26 protein-coding genes are annotated in these 25,717 nt (G+C 40.4%); 24 read left to right on the top strand and 2 right to left on the bottom strand.

Features of this window, described 5'->3' with window-relative positions:
- From BM095_RS03735 to BM095_RS03710, 6 genes are all read left to right on the top strand, one after another.
- On the top strand, positions 1–852 hold the full coding sequence (locus BM095_RS03735; protein WP_177194672.1) for a GvpL/GvpF family gas vesicle protein: 852 nt from the start codon (positions 1–3) through the stop codon (positions 850–852).
- Positions 842–1,069, top strand: coding sequence for a gas vesicle protein (locus BM095_RS03730; RefSeq protein ID WP_091657562.1), 228 nt, complete (start codon positions 842–844; stop codon positions 1,067–1,069). Before BM095_RS03735 ends, BM095_RS03730 begins: the two co-directional genes overlap by 11 nt.
- Positions 1,070–1,082: 13 nt before the next feature.
- Positions 1,083–1,382 carry a gas vesicle protein K gene (locus BM095_RS03725; RefSeq protein WP_091657559.1) on the top strand — a complete coding sequence of 100 codons (300 nt, stop codon included), beginning with the start codon at positions 1,083–1,085 and terminating at the stop codon, positions 1,380–1,382.
- Between the two features lie 22 nt (positions 1,383–1,404).
- Positions 1,405–1,743: a gas vesicle protein gene (gene gvpJ, locus BM095_RS03720; protein WP_091657557.1), complete on the top strand. Its 339-nt coding sequence runs from the start codon at positions 1,405–1,407 to the stop codon at positions 1,741–1,743.
- A 200-nt stretch (positions 1,744–1,943) separates the two neighbouring features.
- Positions 1,944–2,348, top strand: coding sequence for an RDD family protein (locus BM095_RS03715; protein WP_091657553.1), 405 nt, complete (start codon positions 1,944–1,946; stop codon positions 2,346–2,348).
- A gap of 24 nt (positions 2,349–2,372) precedes the next feature.
- Positions 2,373–2,936, top strand: a complete 564-nt coding sequence (locus BM095_RS03710; RefSeq protein ID WP_091657550.1) for an O-acetyl-ADP-ribose deacetylase — start codon at positions 2,373–2,375, stop codon at positions 2,934–2,936.
- A gap of 106 nt (positions 2,937–3,042) precedes the next feature.
- On the opposite strand, the gene ylbJ is transcribed toward BM095_RS03710, so the two are convergent.
- A complete protein-coding gene (ylbJ, locus tag BM095_RS03705; RefSeq protein ID WP_245757793.1) occupies positions 3,043–4,284 on the bottom strand; it encodes a sporulation integral membrane protein YlbJ in 1,242 nt (413 codons plus the stop codon).
- A 191-nt stretch (positions 4,285–4,475) separates the two neighbouring features.
- Between ylbJ and BM095_RS03700 the strand changes: the two genes are divergently transcribed.
- Positions 4,476–5,282, top strand: coding sequence for a patatin-like phospholipase family protein (locus tag BM095_RS03700; RefSeq protein WP_245757792.1), 807 nt, complete (start codon positions 4,476–4,478; stop codon positions 5,280–5,282).
- A complete protein-coding gene (locus BM095_RS03695) occupies positions 5,266–6,336 on the top strand; it encodes a SepM family pheromone-processing serine protease (protein WP_091657545.1) in 1,071 nt (356 codons plus the stop codon). The genes BM095_RS03700 and BM095_RS03695 overlap by 17 nt, the downstream gene beginning before the upstream one ends.
- 282 nt (positions 6,337–6,618) lie before the next feature.
- On the opposite strand, the gene BM095_RS03690 is transcribed toward BM095_RS03695, so the two are convergent.
- A complete protein-coding gene (locus BM095_RS03690) occupies positions 6,619–7,845 on the bottom strand; it encodes a nucleotidyltransferase (protein ID WP_091657542.1) in 1,227 nt (408 codons plus the stop codon).
- A 326-nt stretch (positions 7,846–8,171) separates the two neighbouring features.
- On the opposite strand from BM095_RS03690, the gene BM095_RS03685 reads away from it, so the two are divergent.
- From BM095_RS03685 to murB, 16 genes are all read left to right on the top strand, one after another.
- Positions 8,172–8,708, top strand: coding sequence for a YceD family protein (locus BM095_RS03685; RefSeq protein WP_091657539.1), 537 nt, complete (start codon positions 8,172–8,174; stop codon positions 8,706–8,708).
- 35 nt (positions 8,709–8,743) lie between these two features.
- Positions 8,744–8,920, top strand: a complete 177-nt coding sequence (rpmF, locus tag BM095_RS03680) for a 50S ribosomal protein L32 (protein WP_091657537.1) — start codon at positions 8,744–8,746, stop codon at positions 8,918–8,920.
- Between the two features lie 257 nt (positions 8,921–9,177).
- Complete coding sequence (locus BM095_RS03675; protein ID WP_091657534.1) at positions 9,178–9,807, top strand: RsfA family transcriptional regulator; 630 nt, start codon at positions 9,178–9,180, stop codon at positions 9,805–9,807.
- A 141-nt stretch (positions 9,808–9,948) separates the two neighbouring features.
- Complete coding sequence (locus BM095_RS03670) at positions 9,949–10,341, top strand: DUF3397 domain-containing protein (protein WP_091657531.1); 393 nt, start codon at positions 9,949–9,951, stop codon at positions 10,339–10,341.
- Between the two features lie 64 nt (positions 10,342–10,405).
- The gene (gene bshC / locus BM095_RS03665) at positions 10,406–12,037 is read left to right on the top strand and encodes a bacillithiol biosynthesis cysteine-adding enzyme BshC (RefSeq protein ID WP_091657528.1); all 1,632 of its coding nucleotides are present in this window, start codon (positions 10,406–10,408) and stop codon (positions 12,035–12,037) included.
- 154 nt (positions 12,038–12,191) lie between these two features.
- Entirely contained in the window at positions 12,192–12,623 is a 432-nt protein-coding gene (mraZ, locus tag BM095_RS03660) for a division/cell wall cluster transcriptional repressor MraZ (RefSeq protein WP_091657526.1), read from the top strand.
- Between the two features lie 112 nt (positions 12,624–12,735).
- Entirely contained in the window at positions 12,736–13,674 is a 939-nt protein-coding gene (gene rsmH / locus BM095_RS03655; RefSeq protein WP_245757791.1) for a 16S rRNA (cytosine(1402)-N(4))-methyltransferase RsmH, read from the top strand.
- Positions 13,675–13,685: 11 nt separating this feature from the next.
- On the top strand, positions 13,686–14,060 hold the full coding sequence (gene ftsL / locus BM095_RS03650; RefSeq protein ID WP_091657520.1) for a cell division protein FtsL: 375 nt from the start codon (positions 13,686–13,688) through the stop codon (positions 14,058–14,060).
- A 261-nt stretch (positions 14,061–14,321) separates the two neighbouring features.
- Positions 14,322–16,514, top strand: a complete 2,193-nt coding sequence (locus BM095_RS03645) for a penicillin-binding protein (RefSeq protein ID WP_091657517.1) — start codon at positions 14,322–14,324, stop codon at positions 16,512–16,514.
- Between the two features lie 117 nt (positions 16,515–16,631).
- Positions 16,632–18,566, top strand: a complete 1,935-nt coding sequence (locus BM095_RS03640; protein WP_091657514.1) for a stage V sporulation protein D — start codon at positions 16,632–16,634, stop codon at positions 18,564–18,566.
- Positions 18,567–18,633: 67 nt separating this feature from the next.
- Entirely contained in the window at positions 18,634–20,106 is a 1,473-nt protein-coding gene (locus BM095_RS03635; protein WP_091657510.1) for a UDP-N-acetylmuramoyl-L-alanyl-D-glutamate--2,6-diaminopimelate ligase, read from the top strand.
- A gap of 16 nt (positions 20,107–20,122) precedes the next feature.
- The gene (gene mraY / locus BM095_RS03630; RefSeq protein WP_091657508.1) at positions 20,123–21,094 is read left to right on the top strand and encodes a phospho-N-acetylmuramoyl-pentapeptide-transferase; all 972 of its coding nucleotides are present in this window, start codon (positions 20,123–20,125) and stop codon (positions 21,092–21,094) included.
- A complete protein-coding gene (murD, locus tag BM095_RS03625; protein WP_091657505.1) occupies positions 21,091–22,464 on the top strand; it encodes a UDP-N-acetylmuramoyl-L-alanine--D-glutamate ligase in 1,374 nt (457 codons plus the stop codon). The genes mraY and murD overlap by 4 nt, the downstream gene beginning before the upstream one ends.
- A gap of 78 nt (positions 22,465–22,542) precedes the next feature.
- On the top strand, positions 22,543–23,649 hold the full coding sequence (gene spoVE / locus BM095_RS03620; protein WP_091657502.1) for a stage V sporulation protein E: 1,107 nt from the start codon (positions 22,543–22,545) through the stop codon (positions 23,647–23,649).
- A gap of 17 nt (positions 23,650–23,666) precedes the next feature.
- Positions 23,667–24,776: an undecaprenyldiphospho-muramoylpentapeptide beta-N-acetylglucosaminyltransferase gene (gene murG / locus BM095_RS03615; RefSeq protein ID WP_091657499.1), complete on the top strand. Its 1,110-nt coding sequence runs from the start codon at positions 23,667–23,669 to the stop codon at positions 24,774–24,776.
- A gap of 7 nt (positions 24,777–24,783) precedes the next feature.
- Complete coding sequence (gene murB, locus BM095_RS03610; protein WP_091657497.1) at positions 24,784–25,692, top strand: UDP-N-acetylmuramate dehydrogenase; 909 nt, start codon at positions 24,784–24,786, stop codon at positions 25,690–25,692.
- Positions 25,693–25,717: the final 25 nt, after the last annotated feature.

Below are 25,717 nucleotides of genomic sequence, written 5' to 3'. Positions count from 1 at the left end.
ATGCAAGCAGAAACAAATACAGAAGAACTGACGTATCTCTATGCTTTTATACCAACCGATGAATATGAGAAAAATCCATTTCCAGAAAGAAAAGGAATGGATCCAGAATATACGATAAAATGTTTGCCGTTCGACACTATTACGGCCGTGACCTGTCCAGTGTCCCACCAAGAATTTTCTGAAGAAGTGCTGCAGAAAAAGGTAGATAATATGCAGTGGCTTCAAGAAAAAGCTTTTCATCATCATGAAATGATGAATACTCTTCATGCGGAATACACAGTCATACCCCTGAAGTTTGCCACTATTTATGAAAAAACAGATAGCTTAGAACAAGTGATTGAAGAAAAAAAAGAACACATACACTCCATTTTTCATGAGATTAGTAACCAAGAAGAGTGGAACATAAAAATATACACAGTCAAAGATGAATTTACACAGCGAATAGAAACATATCATCCGGATATTGAACAAAAGAAACAAGAGATAGAAGGCTTGTCTAGAGGGAAACAATTTTTCGAAAAAAAGAAACTGAAAGAGCTCATCCTAATGAAAGCCGAAGAAGAAATTGATGAATACTGCGAAAGGATTCATGAGCAATTAATGAAGTGGAGTACAGACCATGAAATCAAAAAGAATTGGGAAAGAAAGTTAACAGGCCGTACCGATGATATGTGTTGGAATGGAGCTTATTTGTTACCAAAAGAGAAAGTGAAGAGCACATTGTCTTACATTGAAGAAGAAAGAGAGAGAGCGAGAAAGAAAGTTTTTCCTTTTACATTCGAAGTCACGGGACCTTGGCCAGCATATCATTTTTCTAACTTTATAAACCGAGGTGAGCAAAGTGGCGGGTGAATCATTACAGACCAAAGATGTATCTCTTCTTGATGTACTTGATGCTGTTTTAGAGAAAGGAGTCGTACTAAAAGGCGATTTGACGATTTCTGTAGCCGGTGTTGACTTGGTTTATTTAGATTTAAGAGTGCTTCTTTCTTCAGTGGAAACGTTAGTACAAGCCCAAGAACAGGAATCGCAAGAAGTTGTTAGAGAGGAATACATCGATTTCACGTAAAGGAGGACGCACAATGAGTGAACCGAAAGTACTCCATGAGCATCAACCGACGGGGAAAATTGCTCTAGATCCAGAGAAAGCGGAAGAAGGATTATCTCAACTTGTTATGACGGTAGTAGAACTACTACGTCAACTGGTGGAACGACAAGCTATGCGAAGAGTAGAAAATGGTAGTTTAACGGAAGAAGAGATCGAAAGAGTGGGAGAGGCTCTATTGAATTTAGAAGAAAAAATGGAAGAGCTGAAAGAGATTTTTCAATTAGACGACGATGACTTAAATATTGACTTAGGTCCGCTAGGAAACCTCATGTAATAAAGAAAGGAAATGTGATGGTATGAGCGATCTACAGCAAAGTGGAAACCATCCTGCTCAATTAACAAGTAGTCTAGTAGATGTATTAGAAACAGTTTTGGATAAGGGTGTCGTTATTGCAGGAGATATAAAGGTGAATTTAGCAGAAGTAGAACTGTTAACTATTAAAATAAGACTCCTTGTAGCTTCTGTAGATAAAGCAAAAGAAATGGGTATTGATTGGTGGGAAAATGACCCGCATTATTCTTCCAAAGCGATAAAAATGGAACAAGAAAACAAACAATTACAAGAAAGAATCAAACATCTTGAAGAAAGAATAGAAGGTCCCTCCTTGGAGTCAAATCAAGAAAAACGAATATAAATTGAACGCTGTCCTAATAGGAAATGATTCCTGAGGACAGCTTTTTCTGTATTTCAGACTCTGGCAGGTTTTCTCCAGTTGTCGACGTTCGAATGAAAATGCTGACGACAACTCTATAGCTTGGCTATATGCATAATTTTGTCATGATATGATAGGATAGTAGAGATTCCTATTCAAACATATAGAAAAGGGGAGATTGTATGGTTAGCAATCCAGCAGGTTTTTGGATTAGGTTGCTTGCAAATATTCTCGATGGGATTATTATTGGGCTGCCACTAGGAATTATTAGTTATTTTATCGCTGGCGATATGGAAGGTGATATATTTACAAATGTGTTAAGTCTGTTATACGCAGTCGTTTTACCTGTTATTTGGATGGGGTATACCATTGGTAAGAAAATAACAGGAGTTCGCATAGTGAAAATAAATGGTAAGAAATTAGGAATAGGCAGTATGCTGTTACGCACAGTAGTAAGCGGAATTGTATATATGGTAACGTTTGGCATTGGATTACTAATAAGCGCGTTCATGGTAGGTTTGAGATCTGATAAACGTAGTATCCATGACATGATAGCAGGGACATATGTAACAAAAGATAATCCCTGAAATTTTATTAGTTAGGTGGGAGCAATGAAAGCAAAAATCAATGGTAACACGTTGGAGTTGATCACCGGAGATATTACACAATTCAGCACAGATGTAATGGTAAATGCAGCAAACGGTACGCTTATGGGGGGCGGTGGAGTAGATGGTGCAATTCATAGAGCTGCCGGAGAAGAGTTGCTTGAAGAATGTAAAGCAGTAAGAAACAACCAATTACACGGGGATTTGCTTCCAACAGGAGAAGCTATCATGACCAGAGGATATAATTTGCCTGCAAAGTATGTCATTCATACTGTTGGTCCTGTATGGGGAGAGCATAGCGGCGAGGAAGCTGCTCTTTTAGCAAAGTGTTACAGTCATTCGCTCTTGTTATCGTTTGAAAAAAATATGAAGAGAATATCTTTCCCGTCTATTTCTACGGGTGTGTATGGATATCCTGTAGAGAAAGCTTCTATCGTAGCTATTCAAACGATTGGTGAATTTTTAAAAAGTAACGAGTTTGGAAAAGTAACGATGGTATTATTTTCCCGGGAAGATTATGAAACGTATGTCGCTGCTCTCGAAGAGTACTTAAGTGAATGGAATAAATGAAATGAGGTAAGCTCTGTCCTTTTTAGAAGGTTCCAGAGCTTATTGTTGTTTATGGGAGTCTCATAACGTTCTATTTATATTTTTTGAAAAGGAGTAGGACGATAATTTACCGGGTTTTATGGAAAGGAGGGGCGTGGATTTTTGTTTTTCCATATAAGTGAATAGTTATAATGTAAAAGAGTAAAGCTGAGATAGTTATTATATGACCAAATGTCGCAATCGTTGTTTCGGTCCATTCCCACCATGCAGATATCCAATTTTCTGTACTGCCTTGACTGAAAGTTGGTATACCAGCACGACGTATATATAAAGGTTCCCAGATTACATACGTGATGAAAGAAGCCAAAACACCGTGTAACCAACGCGCAACAAAAAATGGTTTATAGCGGATATCGGATTCAGCAAGTAAACTAGCGACTTGAGCGTGAACGGAAAATCCGCTAAACCCTAATATGAAACTGACAATCATTGCTTTTTGTAATAAACTAATGTCCGACAGGTCACTTGTTAATTTGCTCCCTACGGTGATTTCAAAAAAACCAGAGAGCCATGGAAATGCTAATTCTTGAGAAAAGTGCAGCCATTGAAGGACCATGGAGGGGAAAACGGCTAAATAATGAATGGACCCCGTCACGTGCAAAAGGCGGTAAATGACAGAAAATAAGACAACAAACCCACCGATCATGAATAAGGTATGGATCGACGAGTTTAAAGCATCACCAAGTTTTTTTCCTAATGGACGCTTGTCATTTTCCTGTTCTTCTTGTAAAGCCTTCCAAGCTTCCTTTATAGAAAAAGAAGAAGATTGTGAGTGTGAGGCGGGTGCGGTTCGTTTGTAAAATCGCATGATGATACCAACAACTGTGTTTGATATATAATGGGCAGCAGCTAACAGAACACCAAGCGCTGGGTTATGAAAGAAACCAACAGCAACTGCTCCAAAAATAAATAAAGGGCTGGAAGAATTCGTGAAGCTTACTAGACGCTCTGCTTCTTCTCTTGATAATTTATTCTCTTGGCGCAGACGTACTGTAAATTTAGCTCCCGAGGGAAAACCGGAGGCAAATCCCATTGCCCAAACAAACCCACCAGAACCGGGTATCCGAAATAACGGGCGCATAAATGGCTCTAATAAAACACCTAAAAAGTTAACAACCCCAAATGCAATCATTAATTCAGCAGCAATGAAAAAAGGTAATAGAGCGGGAACGACGGATGTACTCCATATCTCCAAACCACTTCTGGAAGCTTCCAATGCGTCTTGAGGATAAATAATAAGACACACAGCAAATAGTACAGAGGCAAAAGCAAGCAATAGCATCTTGATTGAGCTGGATCTTAGCGCCACGTATTCCTCCTCCTCTTTCTACGTTCAGTTCATTTGGGCAATGATTAGGGTCATGTTACTATAATAAACGAACAGATTTTTGGGTTCTGTCATAGTTGGAGTAGGTTTGTCCTTACACATGAATATGATCTTCCTCTCATAAGATATACCAATTTAATAATAACTGGGTAAATCAGATGGGAGGAGATGTGGTGACCCGGAATCGACCACGTATTGGGGTTGCCTTAGGAGCTGGTGGAGTAAAAGGGTTTGCCCATATTGGTGTTCTTGAAGTACTTCTTAAAAATAATATACCGATTGATATGATGACAGGAAGCAGTATGGGAGGCTTGATTGCGGCCTTATATGGGGCGGGTCAAACTCCGGGAAACATGAGTATGTTTGCAAAATTATTCAAAAGAAAATTCTTTTTAGATTTTACTGTACCGCGTCTAGGCTTGATACAAGGGGAACGCGTGAGAGAATTAGTTGCTATGCTTTCGAAGAACAAGCAGTTAGAAGAAATGAACCTTCCCATTGGAATTGTTGCTACAGATTTAGAATCAGGGGAGGCTTTTTTGTTTAAAAGTGGACCAGCGTCAGAGGCGGTTCGAGCAAGTATTTCTATCCCTGGTATATTTGTTCCTGTCCGTTCCCATGGAACCGTATTCGTGGATGGAGGAGTAGCGGACTTAGTTCCAGTTAGACAGGTCAAGGAACTTGGAGCAGACCTTACGATTGCAATAGATGTGTCTTTTTATAATACGCAACCCTCTTTTTTCACGATTTATGATGTCATTGTAAGGACAATGGATATTATGGGAAAACAGTTAAAAACTTATAAAGAAATGGAAGCGGACATACTTATTAAGCCTATTACAAAATACCAACCTACTTTAGCTTTTGAAAATACAGAGGAGTTAATTGAGTCTGGAAGAATTGCAGCTGAAAAAATGCTACCAGACATCAAAAAAATGATAAAACAGTGGAAGGAGACAGACAATGACAAAGGAAAATAAAATAGGCAAGAGACGTTGGACTGCAATCATACTTCTGCTGGCCCTTCTCATTCTCACACAAATACCGCTGCCCTATTATTATTCACAGCCAGGGGATGCGACTTCTCTTAGGAACATGGTTACTGTTGAAAATGGGTATGAAGAACAAGGAGAATTTTACCTAACGACCATCAGGCAAAGAAGAGCTAATATTCCTTTGTTTATTTGGGCCCAATTTTCTCCGTATCGGAATATAACTCCGAGTGAACAGTTTTTGAGGGAAGGCGAAACAGATGAAGAATATTTTCATCGACAAGAAATGTTGATGACGAGCGCACAGGAAGATGCAAAACTTACTGCATACAAAGCAGCTGGGTTTCCTTATGAAGTCGACGTTCTTGGTGTACGTGTAACACAAATTATCGATGAAATGGACGCTGCCAACCACTTGGAAGAAGGAGACCTCATAAAGGAAATTAATGGACAGTCTTTCGAATCGTTAGAAGAAATGAATGAATTGCTAGAATCGAAAAAAGCAGGGGATGAAGTGGAAGTAACCCTGATCAGAAATGATAATACTGAAGCCGTGACGGTAGAGATGGATACCTTTCCAGAAGAGCTCGGGGCAGATGGACGGGCAGGGCTTGGTTTATTATATCCATTCACGCAAAGGAATGTGCAATTTGATCCAAACGTTTCAATAGAAGCAGGTGCTATAGGTGGCCCTTCCGCAGGCTTAATGTTTTCTCTAGAGATATATAATCAACTCACGGAAGAGGACTTAACGGATGGTTTTCATATCGCAGGTACCGGCACAATTGATGAAGAAGGAAAAGTAGGACGCATCGGTGGGATCAATCAAAAAATTGTAGCGGCAGATAACGAAAACGTCGATATCTTTTTTGCTCCTGACGATGATATGGCTTCTCCTTCTAATTATGAAATGGCGGTAAAGACAGCCAAGGACATCGGAAGTGATATGGAAATCGTACCTGTTAAACAATTTGAAGATGCACTAAAGTATCTGGAAAATAGGCAGGAAGAGAAGAAGGTACACGAAGGAAAAGCCAGCTAAGCATATTATTAAATGATAGGTCGTGAAAAGGAGAAAAGAAATTTTTGGATCTAGGTATAAAAAAATCACCAGAAGAAACGATCCAAGATAGAAGTTTGAATAACATGGAGTCTCCTGCACCACGACCTGTCCATCGAACAACAAAAGAAATTCTACGAAGCCACATAAGTACGTATAGAATGTTACTAAGTTTTGTCGCACGATGCCTGAGGAAAGTGGAGAGTTTGCAACTGAAAAACCTATTTTTGTCTCTTCCTTCTAATATATTGGATACTCTCCCTCTCACTCCTCACGGATAATGACAGGGGGGAATTGAAACTCCTCTTGCCATTTTTGAATGCGTTCTCTAGGGGGAAGAGGAATATAATAAGCTTTTGCTGCTCTCTCATCAAGAATTTGTTGAGCAGTTTTCTTTTTGGTTAATTTATAGGTGAGGGGGATCTCCAAGTGTTTTTTTATGTTGTTTAAATATGCTTGTCCTTTTTTGTTCATGCCTAAAAGCCGAATGTGATCGGCTTGACCGGTACGAAGTGCATATTCTACTTCTTTACGTTCAGTTCCTGTGAGGAAATGAACAGCTAATCGTTGAAGCCGTGTCCATGTATAACGTTTTGTTTTTAATTCTTTTAAGAAAGCATGAAATGAGTCGTGAGATTGGATACACGATAAAAATCGGTGGTGTAATCCTTCGTTTGCTTCGTAAAGGGAGGCCGCTTGTGTTACAGACATAGTAAGTGCTTTTGCTTGTAAAAAAGGGAAATAACGTTCCCAGTCATATAATTCATTCCCGGCTGCTACAAAAGATTCCAATTGTTTGAGCGTAGTCTTCGGGACGGTATGAGCAACGTCATCAAGCTTTTTACTACCGGCTGTCAAAGAGCGGCGAATACTTGTTGCACTGGCAATATGATGATCCGACATGTGTTCCTCATGATAGCCCGCCTGTTTCCGTTGTATGGTTTCTGGTTGAATAGAACTTTTTAGGTCATAAATGGCTTGAATGTAATGATATCCGAGGATATTGTTTGGCTGCGTAAGATCAGGCCAGTCATGATCCGGCTCTAATGCTGAAAAAGCAAGAGATGCTGCTTTTGGGTAACTATTACCTTGAGAGCTATAATATTTAATGTACCTATTGTATTGTTCCTTATTGTCTCGTAAAAAAGACTGCAATTCTAAAAAAGGTTGAATATCCCCGTGCTCACTCCCAAAACATAAAGAGTCTACCCCTAAATGATGAAGGATCGAGACAGCCCCACGCGCAAACCAGCTGGCATGTTGGCTTGAAAAGATGTAAGGAAGTTCGACCACTACATCTGCTCCACCTTCGAGTGCCATCTTTGTTCTTTCACGCCTAGGTAGTAGTGCAGGCTCTCCACGTTGGAGAAAATAACCACTCATCACACAAACAACAACGTCTGCTTTCGTTTTTTCCTTAGAAGAATGGATATGATAATAGTGACCATTGTGAAAAGGATTATATTCAACGATAAGACCGACGGCTTTCATAGAGACCTCCTATAAATAAAACAACTGCCTTTTCTTTGTGAAATAGGCGTGATATGATAGGGAGACTGTTGGGAAATAAAAGCATGCAAGGAACCGTTTAATGTACAATGTGAAACTTTGCTTCTATTCAAGCAGTAGAAGACCGGATGATCTACCTGAAAGACGCAGACTGGTTGAGTCAAGGTGAGAGCACCTTCCGCCGACGAAGTAGCACATCCTTTATCTTCGAAGGGTCTCCGCTTTTCTTATTATAATGTAAAGAAAAAATATTGACAAATAAATTTACGATAGATATAATTATTTTTGTTGCCTAGAGGTGATATCCCATGAGATGGAGCATTAATCAACTGCTTGCCAAAAAGCACGCAGGTTTAACTGTAGATGAACAGGCGGATGTCAGCGAATTGAAAGAAAGAGACCGGGAAATTCGCGAAATTTCACCGGTAGATGTAACAGGAACGGCAGCATATTCTGGAGAAACCGTCACTTTCCATTTAAGAATAAAAGGGACGATGGTGTTACCATGTTCTCGAACATTGGTCGATGTCCATTATCCGTTTGATATTCATACTGCTGAAAGTTTCCGTTTAGATGGCATGCCAGTGGATGAAGAGGATATTTACATGCATGAACCTGAAGATGGCTATGTGGATCTTCTCCCTTATGTGAAAGAGAATATTTTACTGGAGCTTCCTATTCAAGTGTTCGCAGAGAATGTGGATGAAGCGGAGGCACCTGCTCCACAGGACGGGGAAGATTGGAAAGTGATCACGGAAGAGTCGAATGAGTCCCGTGAAACTGAAAAAAGTGACGTCGATCCAAGGATGGCTGATCTAGCCAAGTTTTTTGATAAAAAACAATAAAGAATGAACAGCATCCTCAGAAGGAGGTGGGAATCATGGCAGTACCAAAAAGACGAACTTCAAAAGCTCGCAAAAGACAGCGCCGTACACATTTTAAGCTGCAAGTACCTGGTATGACAGAATGCCCAGATTGCGGCGAAATGAAATTATCTCACCGTGTATGTAAAAATTGCGGTTCTTACAAAGGTGAAACCGTAAAAGAGAATAATTAAACGTGCGACGAAAGAAGCTGGTCATTTATTGTGACTTCAGCTTCTTTTTTGCATGTAATAAGAACTTTTATTTGGTGTGATAAGTGAAACTATAACTATCGTTTTATAAATAGAACCGGGTAGGATGAAAGGTCCTTTCTCGGTTTTTTTTTATTTCTGGAATAAAATTTTGATAGAAGGCAATAATCTTTTGATAGAGTCATTCTATCTTTTATTTTTACCTCATAGATATAAAGTAAAAAGACGGAGGGATTAACATGACAGTTTCTCGCCAAGATGCTTGGTCAGCTGATGATGACATTTTGCTAGCTGAAATTGTACTTAGGCATGTTCGTGAAGGCAGCACACAACTCGCTGCTTTTGAAGAGGCAGGTAAAAAGTTGTCTCGAACTGCAGCAGCCTGTGGATTTCGCTGGAATGCTTGCATCCGGAAGAAATACGATGCAGCTATTGAACTTGCTCGCAAACAAAGAGAACATAAATCAAAACAGACTCCAGTTGAAATAACACGATCAGAGATCTTCCTTGAACAAGAAGATATAAGCGACAATACGGTTTCTGTTCCCTCAGAAAGTAGTACAATGGGCAGCAAACGTCCGGACTCTCTCTCTCAGCAATTGAAAGAAACCATACAATTTTTAAAGCAAGTCTCGCAACATGTGGAGAAAAACAACCAGTTAGAAATCACACCGCTGCTGGAGAAGAAACAAACATTAGAAAATGAAAAAGAACAATTAAAACGAGAACTTGAAAAAGTAAAAAAAGATTTTAACAGATTGCGAGAAGATTATCGTGCTCTTTTAGAAGTAATGGATAAGGCAAGAGCTTTGTCTGAAGGAGCTCTGCCTTATCTTAAAGAAGAAGAAAGCATAAAAGAAAGCGGCTGATTGCGTATTTTGCATCAGCTGTTTTTTTGTTCTGTATTTTCCGAAAATAAAATCAGGTAAGTTCGTCCTGGCTCTTGCGTCGGAAGCTTGAGTCGTATATGCTAAATTTTGGAGGTAGTGGAAGAGGAGGTGTTTCCCCGGTTGAGTAGTTTTTTCGTATTTATCTTAGCAACGATGATAAGTATACCTTTTCTTGCATGGTATGGTGTGTATATTGTAACGGTCAAATGGACAAAACAAAAAGGAAAAGCTGTCCGTTTAGCAGCAGATACCTCTACTTTGTTGTTCATTTTATCTGTTCATTTTCTCATACTTGCTATATGGGGTAAATCGATGTTTTGGTTTTTAATTCTCATTGTTCTTGCCATAGCCATTGTTTTCACTATTCTTCATTATCGGTCACATGAAGAAGTGGAGTTTCTCAAATTGATGAAAGGAATTTGGCGGTTTACTTTTTTTCTATTTTGCAGTGCCTATGTTGTTCTTTTTATCTATGGAATGATCAGTTATTTGCTTTCTGCTTTTCTTGCCTAAGGCTTCATGATAATCTGAATGACAGATGAGGTTAAGGGATTGATGCAGAAAGGTTGGAAGCATAATGGAAGTATTACATAAAAATCGGCTTCACGTTGATTCGTTCGTAAGAGATTATCTCAATAGAGAAAAAGAATCGGCTTCGTTTTTTGATTATGGTTTTACGCCGGAAGAGATAAATAGGCGTTTTTTGGAGATTGATAAGAAAAAAGATATGTACCAGAAGGCTGCTCTAAAAAAGCACCTCTCTACATATAATCAGTCCTTTTTATATCATAAGGATGCTTTGGTAGAGTTGGATAAATTAGACGACGACCGAGCAGTAATGGTAGTAGGAGGACAACAAGCTGGTTTGTTAACTGGACCGTTCTATACCATTTCCAAAGCTATCACCATAATTAAAGAAGCGAAAAAGCAAGAGGAATGGCTCCAAGTACCAGTAATACCTGTATTTTGGATTGCTGGCGAAGACCATGATTGGGAAGAAATTAATCATATTTATCTACCTGGAAATGAAACGGTCAATAAGTATACATACGAAGGGGTATGGAAACCAGGAGCTTCGGTTTCTGAGCAGGATATAGATGAGGAAACATTCGAGCACTGGTGGGAGACTATATTACATGCTTGTGGGGAGACGGAGTATACGTCTGATATTTATAAGATAGTTCGTCATTTAGCTGACCGTTCACGTACTTTTTCAGATTTCTTCGGAGAAACTATGCGCTGGCTTTTCAGAGGGACTGGTCTTGTTATGTTAGACGCTCACTCACCTGAGCTCCGTAAGTTAGAGAGTCATACATTCTCTGAGTTGTTTTCCCGACAGTTTGAAGTGCAAGAGGCTGTTAATAAAGGAATAACAAGACGTAAGCAATCTACTTATCATGTACCTCAAGGTCTGCCTGAACAAGACAGTATACATTTATTTTATCATAAAAGTATGGAGAGAACCTTGCTCTACTCGTATGATGACGGTCACGTTGCTGATAAAAATCACAAACATCTATTTAATAAAGGTGATGTATTAAACGAAATTCACACTTCGCCTGAGCGATTTAGCACCAATGTTTTCACAAGACCTATCGTCCAAGAGAAATTGCTTCCTGTATTAAGTTTTGTAGCGGGCCCTGGGGAAATCAATTATTGGTCCTTGCTTCAGCCCCTATTTCATATGACCAGCAGTAAAGTTCCACCTGTCCTTCCACGTTTCGAATTCACGTGTCTATCAAGGGACGTTCAGTCGATTATGGAACGTGAAAAACTTAGTATCGATGAATGTTTAGAAGGAAATATCCTAAATAAAGTGGAGGCCATTCTTCAACATGCAAAGAAAGTGAATGGTCATCAAATGTATGAAAATGTACTAGACTCGATGGAAAATGGACACATGGCAATGAGAGAGGCATGGAAGTCCCTAGCTCCTTCGGAAGAAAGTTACGGAGAAACAAATTGGCATATTGTGAAAAGCGAACTAAAAAAGTTTGCTAATAAAATAGATACGTTTCAAGAAAAACAAGAGCAAGAGAGAGTCAAGAGACTGATGAAAGTCCATCATTTTATTCGACCGAAAGAAAAACCACAGGAACGGGTGCTCAATGTTATTTGGTTTATTAATCGGTATGGCAGTGATTTCGTTTGGGAGCTGCTAGATCAAGATGTCGAACGAAACCGGCCGCATATCGTAGTCAAATTGTAAAATAAATGAAAAATAGACGAACGCCATTGTATTTTGCCGGCTCTTCTCCCTAGGAGAAGAGCTTTTTTGTCGTGAAAAATTGTATAAAAAAAGTGGTGTAAAGTGGGGGAATGTGGTAACGTAAAGATAGAAAGTGGAGGAGGCAGGAAACCCAATGTTTATGGGTGAACACCATCATAATGTGGATGACAAAGGCAGGTTAATTATTCCATCCCGTTTTAGAGAGGGACTTGGCAAGTCTTTTGTGATTACACGTGGGATGGATCACTGCTTATTTATATATCCCATGGACGAATGGGGCCGATTGGAAGAAAAATTAAAATCGCTTCCCTTCACTAAAAAAGATGCTCGGGCGTTTACACGCTTTTTTTTCTCAGGAGCAGCAGAATGTGAACTTGATAAGCAAGGAAGAATAAGCATCCCCTCCACTTTGCGCCACTATGCAGAACTAAAAAAAGAGACCGTAGTAATTGGTGTGTCATCGCGCGTAGAGGTATGGAGTAAGGAGCGGTGGGAAACATATTTTGAAGAATCACAGGAATCTTTCTCCGATATTGCGGAGAATATTGCTGACTTAGATTTTTAATGGGTTAAAAACCGAAGGATGTAATTAGTCATTATAATCCTATAAACAATCACAAAGACTATAGGTGAAGGAACCACAAGCATTTTTTCTTGGAAGGAGGTAGATTTCTTCATTGGAAAATTTCCACCATGATACCGTATTGTTGAAAGAGGCAGTGGAGGGGCTGCGGATCACCCCAGATGGTACATATGTTGACTGCACTTTAGGTGGAGGCGGTCATAGCGAGCTCATTTTAAAACAATTAGGGCAAGAAGGGCACTTGTATGCCTTTGATCAAGATTACACAGCGATTCAATATGCTGAACGTCGTCTCGCTGCATTCTCAAGTTCCTATACGTTGATTCACTCTAATTTTGCCAACTTGGCTGAAGAACTTGCAGAAAGAAATGTAAGTGGGGTAGATGGGATTTTGTTTGACTTGGGAGTATCCTCTCCCCAGTTTGATGAGGCAGAAAGGGGTTTTAGTTATCGGTATGATGCCCCTTTGGATATGAGAATGAATCAAAGTCAAGCACTTACTGCTAAAGAAATAGTTAATGAATGGAGATTTGAAGATTTAGCTTATATTATTTCTCGATATGGAGAAGAAAAGTTTGCTAAACAAATTGCTCGGAAGATAGAAGCAGCCCGCAAGAAGCAACGTATCGAAACGACGTTTGAATTAACTGAAATTATTAAAGAAGCTATTCCTGCACCGGCCAGAAGAAAAGGCGGTCACCCGTCAAAACGTACATTCCAAGCCATTCGTATGGCAGTGAATGATGAGTTAGAGGTTTTAAGGAAAGCACTTGATGATGCAATATCTTTATTGAATAAGAACGGCAGGGTTTGTGTCATTTCGTTTCACTCGTTAGAAGATCGGATATGTAAAAAGGTTTTAAAAGAAAAAAGTAGTGTCCCTTCTTTGCCAAAGGGGCTTCCCGTCATACCGCCAGAGGCAGAACCAGAATTACGCTTGGTTACAAAAAAACCAATCGTTGCGGAGAATATAGAACTAGAAACGAATCATCGTGCACATTCGGCTAAGTTACGAATAGCTGAAAAACGTTAGGGGGAGTGGATATGAATAATCTAGCCCAACAGCTGCAACGCCAGAGAGAAGAACAACAAGTCGTACAGAAAAACGTTCAGCATCGGATCAAGGGAAAAGTAACAAAAGGAGAAAAGGTTATTGTTGCCGCAATGATGGTTGCTATTCTTATAGCATCTGTACTGGTGGTTACAAATTATGCAAAAGTTTATGCTCAGGATAGAGAAATTACAAGTTTACAGTACTCGGTTCAAGAACAGACAGAATATAATAGCAGTCTACAGCTTGAAGTTTCGGAGTTAAGTGCTCCTGAGCGGATTATGCACTATGCGAAAGAAGAGCTTGGCATGTCTTTAGATGACAACAAAGTGAAAGTGATTCCAGGCCAAGAGGAACAAAACAGATAGAAGAACAGGATAATAAGGAAGGGGCCGGTTGTCATACGTCGCGGGCTCCTTTTTTGTGATCTTATAATAAATTGTAATGAGGGAAATCGAAAACACAGATAATTACTTTCAAGTGATAAGGCAGCTAATATACGTGTTGATGCTCGAGGAATGAACAGGCATGTGAGAAAGGAGAATTTCATAGAAGCTTAGAAAAAAGTGCTTCGTTCAACAGCAAGACGCACCATCGAGAGAATGTGATAGAGAGGCGGTAATCCGGACATGACCCGGCCCAAAAAAACAATATTAAAACGAGCACTTCTGTTAATGACTGTTGTTACTTTGTTTTTTTTGGTTTTTACTGGAAGAGTTATTTATATTCAAGTGGGTAAGGAAGTGGGAAATCAGGATTTGCATGCGATGGCAGAGTCACGCTGGACGACTTCTCAGACGATACCAGGTGAACGCGGTACGATATTTGGGAGAGATGGAGATGAGCTCGCGGAAGAAGTGCAGTCTTATACGGCATTTGCGATATTAGATGAAAACTATGAAGGTCACGTGGAAAATCCAGAGGAAACAGCGAAAAAGCTTGCTTCCTATATTAATATGGAGGTTGGTGATCTCAAGGAACTTCTTACAAGAGATCAATTTCAAGTAGAATTAGGTTCTGGTTCCAAATACTTAACGTTGTCTCAAAAGGAAGAAATTGAAAAGCTTGAACTCCCAGGTATATATTTCCGAGGAGAAAAGAAACGTTATTATCCAAAACAGGTTTTTGCTTCCCATGTTTTAGGGTACACATCCCGTGACATGTCTGAAGCGCAAATGGGACTCGAAGCTTCTTTGAATGACCGTCTTTCAGCAAAAGATGGATCTCTGTCCTATCAAAGAAATGTGAAAGGCATTCCTCTCTTACATAAAAATGAAATATTAACAGAGCCAAAAGATGGGGAAGATGTGTATTTAACGCTTGATACTCAAGTACAGACGGTACTGGAACAAGCAATGACCGAAGTTGAAGAAGAGTATTCTCCGAATAAAATGACAGCTATAGTGGCAAGCGCTGAAACGGGTGAAATCCTTGCTCTTAGTAATCGACCTAGCTTTAATCCTAATGAATATCAATCTATTACCAACTATACAAACTATGCGGTGTCTGATCGATTTGAACCCGGTTCTACCATGAAAATTTTCACACTTGCTGGGGCTATGCAAGATAAAGTGTATAACGGGAATGAAACATTTCAATCAGGTACCTATGAAGTGAATGGCACAACGGTCGGTGACCATAATCAGAATCGCGGCTGGGGAGAAATCAGTTATGACGAGGGGTTGCAACGTTCATCTAACGTGGCATTTGCAAAATTGGCAGTAGATAAATTAAAACCTTCACGATTTTATGAGTATCTAGATGCCTTCGGTTTCCGAGAAAAAACCGGAGTTGATTTACCAGGAGAGTCAAGTAGTTTAATTGCTGAGTCTAGTGCATTAGATGCGGCTACGACCGCTTTTGGTCAAGGCACAGCAGTAACACCTATTCAATTAGTACAAGCGACAACCGCTGTGGCAAATGATGGGGAAATGATGAAACCTTACGTCATTCAAAAGATATACAATTCAAACTCAAAAGAGTACACGTACGAGGCGGAACCAGAAGTGGTTGGAAATCCTATCAGCAAAGAAACGGCAGAGAAAGTAAGAGAAAAATTAAAGACGGTAGTATCTGGAGAACATGGTACAGGGCATGCATATGATATTGAAGGTATTGAAGTTGCCGGGAAAACGGGAACAGCTCAAATTAGCAAACCGGATGGCCCAGGTTATATCTCGGGCCACAACCAAAATATCTTTTCCTTTTTAGGTATGGCGCCTGCCGATGATCCTAAAATTATTGTATATGTAGCAGTCGACCGGCCTAATTTAGAAGGACACGAATCAGGGTCAGCACCAGTTTCTAAAATTTTTAACCCCGTTATGAAGCAAAGCCTTTCATATTTAAACCTCTCGTACGGGGAAGTGGACGAGCAAGAGGTTTATGAAGAAGACGGGATCGAAATGAAGTCTTATTCAGATATACCAATTCAAGAAGCAGTAAAAGATATTCAGGACCTTGGACTGCGTCCTGTGATTATCGGAAATGGCGACACGGTGAAAGGTCAGTTCCCAGAAGAAAAAGAAAAAGTAATCATCGGTGAGAAAGTGTTCTTGCTAAGTAATGGACAATTGGCCATGCCTGATATGAATGGTTGGTCTCTTAGAGATGCAAAACGATTTAGCGAGATGCTTGGCCTTAAGCTTCACCATATCGGTTCCGGCTATGTAAGCGATCAAAGTATTGAAAAAGGAGTAGCGCTGAACGAAGGTGACTTTTTAACAATTGAGTTAAAAGATCCTGAACAAATAAGAGAAGAAAACGAAGCATCTAAAAAAGAAGAGGAAAAGGAAGAAGAGGAGGAAGAGCCTCAAGAATAGGTCCATGTAGTCGAGTAAATGATGCGTTCTTATCTAATATCCTCATGCATAGGGTGTAAAAGAGACAACCTGGTGTACATGTATCTCATTTTATAACCCTATGGTGGTGGTTAATTCGTGCGTGTATCTGCAGCAACAGTAAGGAAAAGGCTTTTCATCGTACTATGCGCTGGGGCTCTGGCAATAGCAATATTACTAATCCGTCTTGGTTTTGTTCAATTTGCCATGGGTGACTGGCTCACTGGGTTAGCGGAAGATTCTTGGAGTCGGGACGTACCTTTTGAAGCAGAACGTGGAGAAATATTAGACAGGCATGGAGATGTTCTCGCGACAAACATAAGTGCTCCTTCTATTATAGCTGTACCAAGACAGATCAAAGAACCAGAGAACACTGCAAAAGTTTTAGCTAAGACGTTGGGAGTGAGTGAGGAAAAAGCGTACGGATGGGTGACGAAAAAAGAATCAATGGTAAGTCTTAATCCCGAAGGACGGAAAATAAGCAAAGAGAAGGCAAAAGAAGTAAGAGATCTAAATATCGACGGAATTTTTATTGCAGAAGATAATAAGAGGCATTATCCGAAAGGAAAATTTCTATCTCATGTCCTTGGTTTTGCAGGTATTGATAACCAAGGGCTAACAGGAATAGAAAAATATTACGATGATCAATTAAGAGGGGAATCTGGTTATGTCTCTTACTTTTCCGATGCGAAAGGAGAGAGAATGCCAGGAATTGCCGATAGGTATAAACGCCCTGAGCAAGGAGATAACTTACGGTTAACCATCGATTCAAAAGTACAAACGATTATAGAGAGAGAATTGGATATCGCAGAAGCAACATATGATCCTGACGGAGCTCTTGCCATCGCCATGGATCCTAATACTGGTGAAATTCTTGGGATGAGCAGCAGGCCTGACTTTCATCCAGAAAATTTTCGAAATATCCCACCAGAGATTTACAATCAAAACAAACCTGTCTGGTCTCAATATGAACCAGGGTCTACCTTCAAAATTATTACGTTGGCGGCAGCGCTGGAAGAAGAAAAAGTAGATTTAAAGAATGAGACGTTTCATGATCCCGGGCATATTGAAGTAAGTGGGAGTAAGCTGCGTTGTTGGAAAAAAGGCGGGCATGGAGAGCAGACATTTTTAGAAGTAGTTCAAAATTCATGCAACCCGGGTTTTGTGACGCTAGGGGAACGATTAGGTACTGAAACTCTATTTCAATATATTGAAAGCTTCGGTTTCGGAAAGAAAACAGGCATTGATTTAGAGGGAGAAGGGAAAGGTATTCTTTTCGACCGTGAAGCGGTAGGGCCCTTGGAACTTGCAACAACAGCTTTCGGTCAAGGGGTTTCTGTTACACCTCTGCAACAAGTTACAGCAGTAGCAGCAGCAGTAAATGGTGGTTATCTTTACGAGCCCCATTTGGCGAAAGAATGGGTAGAAGCAGAAACTGATCGTGTTATTTATTCCTATCCGCCAGAAATGAAAAAGCGTGTGATTTCTAAGGACACTTCTGAGAAAGTTCGCAATGCATTAGAACACGTCGTAGCTAAAGGAACAGGTCGAGGAGCTTTTGTAGATGGTTATCGTGTTGGTGGTAAAACGGGGACTGCTCAGAAAGCTGTAGGTGGAAGATATTTAGAAAATAATCATATTGTTTCATTTATAGGCTTTGCACCTGCTGATGATCCTGAAATTGTAGTGTACGCGGCCGTGGACAACCCAAAAGACACCCAACAATTTGGTGGCATTGTAGCAGCACCTATTGTTGGTAATATTATTGGAGATAGCTTAGCTGCTATGGGTGTCGAAAAACGAAAAGATCAAATCGAAAAAGAACTAAGTTGGAATGATGAGGCATTGATTGAAGTTCCAGATCTTAAAGGCCAAACACTGAAGCAAGTTCATGAAATGTATTACCCGTTCCTAGTAGAAACACAAGGTGAGGGAAAGATCGTTCTTTCTCAGTCACCGGAAGCCGGAGAAAAATTAAAAGAAGGTGGAACAATCCGCTTGTATCTTGGTGACAAATCAGAGTCGACAGATTAAAATAGAAAAGGCGTCTTAAGGCGAAGAAAGTATAACACACTAATATGGTATTCAGGAGCGATCGGGCATGAAAAAATTAAACGATTTAACGAAACATTTATTAGTGAAAGAATTGACAAATACAGGGGATCCGGTGATCACTTCGTTAGAGATGGACTCTCGCGAGGTCGAAAAGGGGAGTTTATTCTTTTGTATAAAAGGCTATACCGTTGATGGTCATGATTTCGCCCGCCAAGCAGAAGAGCGCGGGGCTGCTGCCTTAGTTGCAGAACGCCCCGTGAATGTCAATATACCTGTTGTTCTTGTAAAAGATGTAAAAAAAGCAATGGCTGTTATGTCAAATGTGTTCTATGATTTTCCTACGAATTCTTTCCAACTTGTGGGAATCACGGGAACGAACGGAAAAACAACAACTAGTCATTTAGTGGAAGCGATGTTTCGACGTGCTTCTAAAAAAACAGGTCTTGTTGGTACGATGTACACAAAAATAGGCGATCGAGAAACGGAGGCAAAAAACACTACTCCCGAATCTTTAGTACTTCAGAAGCTGTTTATGGAAATGAGAGAAAAACAAGTAGAAGCTTGCGCCATGGAAGTTTCTTCTCACGCTTTAGATTTAGGGCGTACACACGGGTGTGATTTTAACACAGCAGTATTCACGAATTTAACGAAAGATCATTTAGATTACCACCATACTATGGAGGCATACAAACAGGCAAAGAGTCTCTTGTTTTCACAGCTTGGCAATACGTATGATGGTAATAGAAAAACAGCTGTTTTAAATGCAGATGATTCCGCTTCTAAAGATTTCATGCGCATGACAGCTGCTCAAGTTCTTACATATGGAATAGAGACGGAATGTGATATTAGAGCAAAAAACGTGGTGATCACGCCGACTGAAACAACTTTTACTTTGACGACTCCTTGGGAAGAGCGGCTGGTAACGATGTCATTAATAGGAAAGTTCAGTGTTTATAACGCGTTGGCGGCAGCTGCAGCATGCTTAGCTGAAGGGGTCTCTATTGATGTTATAGTGGAAACGCTGGAAGAAACGAAAGGAGTAGCAGGCCGTTTTGAATCAGTAGATGCTGGTCAGGACTTTGCCGTAATTGTTGATTATGCCCATACGCCGGATAGTTTAGAAAATGTGTTGGAAACAATTCAAGGAATAACTGAAGGCAGAGTGATCACCGTTGTTGGATGCGGTGGGGATCGCGATGCTACGAAACGTCCGGAAATGGCCAACATAGCTATTCAATATAGTAATCATTCCATTTTTACATCGGATAATCCAAGGACGGAAGATCCTCAAAAAATATTGGGTGATATGACAACCGGTCTCCAGGAAAAAGGTTCATATCAAGTTATCGTCGATCGACGTGAAGCTATTCGGAAGGCGGTTAAAGAAGCTGGTGATGGAGACGTCGTACTCATTGCAGGAAAAGGTCATGAGACTTACCAAGATGTTGGCGACAAAGTTCTCGATTTTGATGATCGAGAGGAAGCACGACAAGCAATTCAGATGTTGAAGGAATTGTAGAGGAGGACACAGCAACATGACAGCAGCCATATTTCTAGCACTTGCTGCAGCATTTTTATTAACAGTTATTATATCGCCGGCCTTTATCCCGCTATTAAAAAGGTTGAAGTTTGGCCAAAGCATTCGGGAAGAAGGGCCTAAGACACATATGAAAAAGGGCGGCACTCCGACAATGGGCGGAGTGATGATCCTGTTATCGATTTTCGTCGTCACCCTCATCATTCAAGGGATTTGGCTAAATTGGACAACGGAAGTATTCTTATTACTTTTCGTTACGATTGGTTATGGGTTGATAGGGTTTCTAGACGACTTTATTAAGATTACAAAAAAGCGTAATCTCGGATTAACTTCGAAACAAAAGCTCTTTGGACAATTACTTGTCGCTTTTGTTTTCTTTATTGTTTTAAACGCTCATGGGTTTGAAACGTCGGTGTCATTTCCAGGAACAAACTGGTCCGTTGATATAGGATGGTTATATTTTTTATTAGTCATTGTCATGCTCGTTGGTTCGTCTAACGCAGTTAATTTAACAGATGGATTGGACGGATTACTTGCTGGGACCGGAGCCGTGGCATTTGGGGCATTTGCTGTCCTCGCCTGGAATGAAGGGATGAGTGAAACAGCCGTATTCTCTGCCACTATCGTAGGTGCCGTACTCGGATTTTTAGTGTTTAATGCCCATCCGGCTAAAGTATTTATGGGTGATACTGGATCTCTTGCTCTGGGCGGAGCGATTGCTGCGATTGCTATCTTGTTAAAAATGGAATTGCTCCTCGTATTAATAGGAGGAGTATTTGTAGCAGAAACGTTATCCGTTATTTTGCAAGTAATTGCGTACAAAACAACAGGAAAAAGAATATTTAAGATGAGCCCGCTTCATCACCATTACGAATTGTCCGGCTGGTCAGAGTGGCGAGTGGTGGTAACTTTTTGGACGGCGGGGATTGTATGTGCAGTATTTGGTATTTATATTGAGGTGTGGCTATGAAAGGAATAGACTGGCTTACAGGTAAACAAGTATTAGTATTGGGGCTTGCGAAAAGCGGTTTTGCGGCAGCGAAACTTCTTAAGAAGATAGGTGCGAAGGTAATTGTTAATGATGCTAAAAATTTAGAAGGTACCAAAGTAGAAAAGGAATTGACCGAGCTTGGAATAAATCTCGTATCCGGAGATCATCCCCTCTCTTTGTTGGATCACGCCGAATATATTGTGAAAAACCCAGGCATTCCTTATAGTAATCCAATAACAAAAGAAGCTCTTTCACGCGGGATTCCAGTTGTAACGGAAATAGAACTTGCCGGGTTTATTTGTAAGGGTGAGCTGATCGCCATTTCTGGTTCAAATGGTAAAACAACAACAACTCGACTGATCCATGCTATTTTGAAGGAGAGCATGAAGGGCGAAACAGGTGCTCCCCACTTAGCTGGAAACATAGGGAATGTTGCTTGTGATATTGCTCAAGAAGTCCATGAAAATGATATTATGGTAACAGAAGTGTCCAGCTTTCAATTAAAAGGGACAGAACGTTTTCATCCTCGAACTTCTGTTTTGTTAAACATATTTGACGCCCATTTAGATTACCATGGCACCCGGGAAGATTATGAAAAATCAAAAGGGAAATTGTTTACAAATTTAACTTCAAAAGATCATGCAGTCTATAATGTGGAAGACCCAGTGGTAAAAGGTTTAGCGGAAGAATCGGATGCTGCACTGATCCCTTTCTCGGTATCAGGAATGACTCGGTCTGGAGCTTATGTATCGAATCATTCGTTTTATTTTAAGGGCGAGGAGATCATTCCTGTTCATGAAGTGATGTTACCTGGTAAACATAATCACGAAAATATATTAGCTGCGATAGCAGCCTCCATTCTTCATGGCGCGGATATAGCAGCAATTAGAAAGGTGCTGCGTGAATTTTCTGGGATTGAACATCGCCTCCAGTATATTGGCAGCAGATATGGCAGGAAAGTGTATAATGATTCAAAAGCTACCAATATCTTATCTACACAAAAAGCAATTGAAGCATTTCATGCGCCAACTGTATTAATTGCCGGCGGCCTAGACCGAGGCAACAGTTTTGATGAGTTAATCCCGTCTCTAAGTAAAGTTAAAGCTGCTGTTTTTTACGGAGAAACGAAAAACAAATTAGTCCAGGCAGCTACTCAGGCTGGTGTGTTAAATATAAAGACTGCTGATACTCTAGAGAAGGCGGTTCCTTTAGCATTTGAGGAGACAGATCCATCCGATATACTTTTGTTGTCACCCGCGTGTGCAAGTTGGGATCAGTTTAAAACCTTTGAAGAGCGCGGTGAAGCGTTTGTTGAGATAATTAATCATTTAAAGGATCCGAACGCATAAATAAAGAAAGCATGTTCACCACTTTTCAGCCATAGATTGAAAAGAAGAGATTTAATGGGTGTGAAGAGGTGAGCATTTATGGAGAGCCGCGTGAAACCGTATGATCCAATACTCTTTTCAGCAATTATTTTGCTGCTCTTAATCGGCCTATTTATGGTATATAGTGCTAGCTCTGTGTGGGCAGAATACGTTCAAGATGATCCTTATTATTTTGTGAAAAGACAATTGATATTTGCAAGTGTTGGAGTCATATCTATGGTTATCATCGCCAAAATTGACTATTGGTTTTGGCAACGTTGGTCTATTGCTATTTTAATTATTTGTTTTGTTATGCTGATACTGGTATTAATTCCCGGTGTCGGGATGGTGAGAGGCGGAGCTCGAAGCTGGATAGGGGCAGGAGCATTCTCTCTCCAGCCTTCTGAATTCATGAAACTAGGGATGATTATTTTTCTGTCTCACTATGTGGCAGTCAATCAGAAAAAAATAACTCACTTTCAAAATGGAATGCTTCCTGCTTTACTGCTCATTTTTTTAGCATTTGCTCTTATTATGCTCCAACCGGATTTAGGGACCGGAGCGGTAATGACGGGGACGTGTTTTGTGCTCTTATTTACAGCTGGTGCTCGTATTCGGCACTTTGTATTATTAGGTCTAATCGGTGTGGTCGGTTTTATAGGTCTTATTATCTCTGCTCCTTATCGATTACAGCGTATTACGTCATTCATTGACCCGTGGTCTGATCCTCTCGGGGCAGGGTTTCAAATTATTCAATCCCTATATGCAGTAGGCCCAGGAGGTTTATTTGGCTTAGGGTTTGGGGATAGCCGTCAAAAATATTACTATCTTCCAGAGCCACAAACGGATTTTATTTTTGCCATTGTTGCGGAGGAAGCAGGGTTTATAGGAGCGGCGTTCGTGCTTTTTCTTTTCGGAGTGGTATTGTGGAGAGGGGTAGCAGCTGCGCTAACAGCTCCTGACATGTTCGGTGCCTCTCTAGCTGCCGGTGTGTGTGGAATGGTATTTTTACAAGTATTGATCAATATAGGCGTAGTAATCGGGTTATTTCCTGTTACCGGTATTACGTTGCCATTTTTAAGTTATGGTGGTTCTTCGCTTACTCTCATGCTGTTAGCGATGGGAATTGTTTTAAATATTACACGGCACCGTACTTATTTTTACTAAGCATTTGGGAGGACACTATGAAAATTATCGTCACAGGAGGCGGGACAGGTGGTCATATTTACCCCGCTCTCGCTCTTATTCATGAAATTCAAAAAGCTCATCCAGAGAGTGAATTTTTATATATAGGAACAAAAAATGGTCTTGAAAGCGGCATTGTTCCAAGAGCAGGTATACCGTTTGATACGATTGAGATCAGTGGGTTTAAACGAAAAATTTCCCTGCATAATATGAAAACGGTTTGGAAATTTTTAAGAGGTGTTCAAAAAGCGAAGAAAATAATAAAACAATTTGATGCCGACGTTGTCATCGGTACCGGTGGTTATGTAGCAGGACCAGTTGTCTTTGCTGCCTCAAAACTCGGCATACCTTCATTAATTCACGAGCAAAATAGTGTTCCGGGATTAACAAATAAGTTTTTAAGCCGATACGTGAACAAAGTAGCGGTATCATTTCCGGAATCGGCTGCTTACTTTCCTGCTGACAAAGTAAAAGTGACCGGCAACCCACGAGCTTCGGAAGTGGCAGGAAAAAAGCCGTTGAATCCATTACCTGATTTGGGATTGGCTACAAGGCGAAAAACAGTTGTTATCGTAGGTGGCAGTCGAGGGGCGAAGCCAATTAATGACGCATTTTTAACCTCATTAGACGAAGTTGCCGTTAAAGATTGGCAATTTTTGTATATAACAGGATCGGTTCATTATGATAAAGTAATGAAGGAAGTAAAAAAGGCTGGTAATCCAGCTAATGTAGTGATACAACCGTTTATTCATGATATGCCTGCTGTTTTATACCATACAGATTTAATTGTCACAAGAGCAGGTGCAACGACTTTAGCGGAAATCACAGCACTGGGATTACCTGCTATTTTAATACCAAGTCCTTATGTTACTAACAATCACCAAGAAAAAAATGCACGAATGCTTAGTGACAACGGAGCAGCTATTCTACGAAAAGAAAAAGATGTAAACTCAAATTCCTTACTAAGTGATATTGATGAAATTTTAAAGGATCCAAAGAAATGGGAAGAAATGCATCAAGCATCCTTGCAGTTGGCCGCTCCGGAAGCGGCGGAAGACTTGTATCGTTTAATGAAAGGCTTGGTAAAACCGGCAAAAAGGAGGGAATAAGGGGAAGATGAGAGAAATTATACGTGAACTTGAAAATGAGAATGTAGGAAAAGTGTTGGGATCGGAACCGTTGTCCAAACATACAATGTGGAAAATTGGCGGTCCCGCAGATATATTTATAGAACCGGATGGAATTGATGGGCTTAAAAAAACAATGAACATTATTACCAGGCATCATCTGCCTTGGCGGGCGATTGGCAGAGGTTCTAATTTACTCGTAGATGACGCCGGAATTGAAGGAGCGGTCATCAAGTTAGGACCGAACGTAAGCCACCTTGAACAAGACGGAGACTTCGTACGTGTGGGAGCTGGTTATTCTTTTATAAAACTTGCCAATGTCATTAGTAAACAAGGTCTGTCTGGATTGGAATTTGCAGGCGGGATCCCTGGAACTGTAGGCGGTGCTGTGTTCATGAATGCAGGCGCTCACGGTTCAGAGATGGCAAACATCCTTAAAGAGGCACATGTACTTTTTCCAGACGGAAGGCTCGAATGGATTAATAAAGAGGATATGGACTTTTCCTATCGAACTTCCCGACTTCAAAAAGAAAAAGGGATTTGTGTGGAAGCCAAACTTCAACTAAAACCAGGTGATAAAAAAGCAATAATGGAAGAGATGCAGAAACATAAACGATACCGTCGTGAAACACAACCGTGGAACAGACCTTGCGCCGGAAGTGTGTTCCGTAATCCATTACCTGATCACGCGGGAGCGTTAATAGAAAAGGCAGGTCTGAAAGGATACCGGGTAGGCGATGCGCAAATATCCGAGATGCATAGTAATTTTATTGTGAACCTTGGAGAGGCTAAAGCTTCCGATGTGTTAGCAATAATAAATCACGTGAAGGAAACAATCAGACGATTATATAATGTTGAGATGAGAACAGAAGTAGAAATTGTGAACAGGCATGACTAGGGCCCAGCATACATGGGCCCGCAGC

The organism is Alteribacillus iranensis (assembly GCF_900113025.1).
Classification (GTDB): domain Bacteria; phylum Bacillota; class Bacilli; order Bacillales; family Marinococcaceae; genus Alteribacillus_A; species Alteribacillus_A iranensis.
Note: the sequence above shows the minus strand (reverse complement) of the source record. Positions and strands in the feature narration are given on the sequence as shown.

Bases quoted from the DNA above. Each gene is read 5' to 3' on its own strand.
- BM095_RS03735 (WP_177194672.1), top strand. From the start codon at position 1: ATGCAAGCAGAAACAAATACAGAAGAACTGACGTATCTCTATGCTTTT.
- BM095_RS03725 (WP_091657559.1), top strand. From the start codon at position 1,083: ATGAGTGAACCGAAAGTACTCCATGAGCATCAACCGACGGGGAAAATT.
- gvpJ (WP_091657557.1), top strand. From the start codon at position 1,405: ATGAGCGATCTACAGCAAAGTGGAAACCATCCTGCTCAATTAACAAGT.
- BM095_RS03715 (WP_091657553.1), top strand. From the start codon at position 1,944: ATGGTTAGCAATCCAGCAGGTTTTTGGATTAGGTTGCTTGCAAATATT.
- BM095_RS03710 (WP_091657550.1), top strand. From the start codon at position 2,373: ATGAAAGCAAAAATCAATGGTAACACGTTGGAGTTGATCACCGGAGAT.
- BM095_RS03695 (WP_091657545.1), top strand. From the start codon at position 5,266: ATGACAAAGGAAAATAAAATAGGCAAGAGACGTTGGACTGCAATCATA.
- BM095_RS03690 (WP_091657542.1), bottom strand. From the start codon at position 7,845: ATGAAAGCCGTCGGTCTTATCGTTGAATATAATCCTTTTCACAATGGT.
- BM095_RS03685 (WP_091657539.1), top strand. From the start codon at position 8,172: ATGAGATGGAGCATTAATCAACTGCTTGCCAAAAAGCACGCAGGTTTA.
- rpmF (WP_091657537.1), top strand. From the start codon at position 8,744: ATGGCAGTACCAAAAAGACGAACTTCAAAAGCTCGCAAAAGACAGCGC.
- BM095_RS03675 (WP_091657534.1), top strand. From the start codon at position 9,178: ATGACAGTTTCTCGCCAAGATGCTTGGTCAGCTGATGATGACATTTTG.
- bshC (WP_091657528.1), top strand. From the start codon at position 10,406: ATGGAAGTATTACATAAAAATCGGCTTCACGTTGATTCGTTCGTAAGA.
- mraZ (WP_091657526.1), top strand. From the start codon at position 12,192: ATGTTTATGGGTGAACACCATCATAATGTGGATGACAAAGGCAGGTTA.
- ftsL (WP_091657520.1), top strand. From the start codon at position 13,686: ATGAATAATCTAGCCCAACAGCTGCAACGCCAGAGAGAAGAACAACAA.
- BM095_RS03645 (WP_091657517.1), top strand. From the start codon at position 14,322: ATGACCCGGCCCAAAAAAACAATATTAAAACGAGCACTTCTGTTAATG.
- BM095_RS03635 (WP_091657510.1), top strand. From the start codon at position 18,634: ATGAAAAAATTAAACGATTTAACGAAACATTTATTAGTGAAAGAATTG.
- mraY (WP_091657508.1), top strand. From the start codon at position 20,123: ATGACAGCAGCCATATTTCTAGCACTTGCTGCAGCATTTTTATTAACA.
- murD (WP_091657505.1), top strand. From the start codon at position 21,091: ATGAAAGGAATAGACTGGCTTACAGGTAAACAAGTATTAGTATTGGGG.
- spoVE (WP_091657502.1), top strand. From the start codon at position 22,543: ATGGAGAGCCGCGTGAAACCGTATGATCCAATACTCTTTTCAGCAATT.
- murG (WP_091657499.1), top strand. From the start codon at position 23,667: ATGAAAATTATCGTCACAGGAGGCGGGACAGGTGGTCATATTTACCCC.
- murB (WP_091657497.1), top strand. From the start codon at position 24,784: ATGAGAGAAATTATACGTGAACTTGAAAATGAGAATGTAGGAAAAGTG.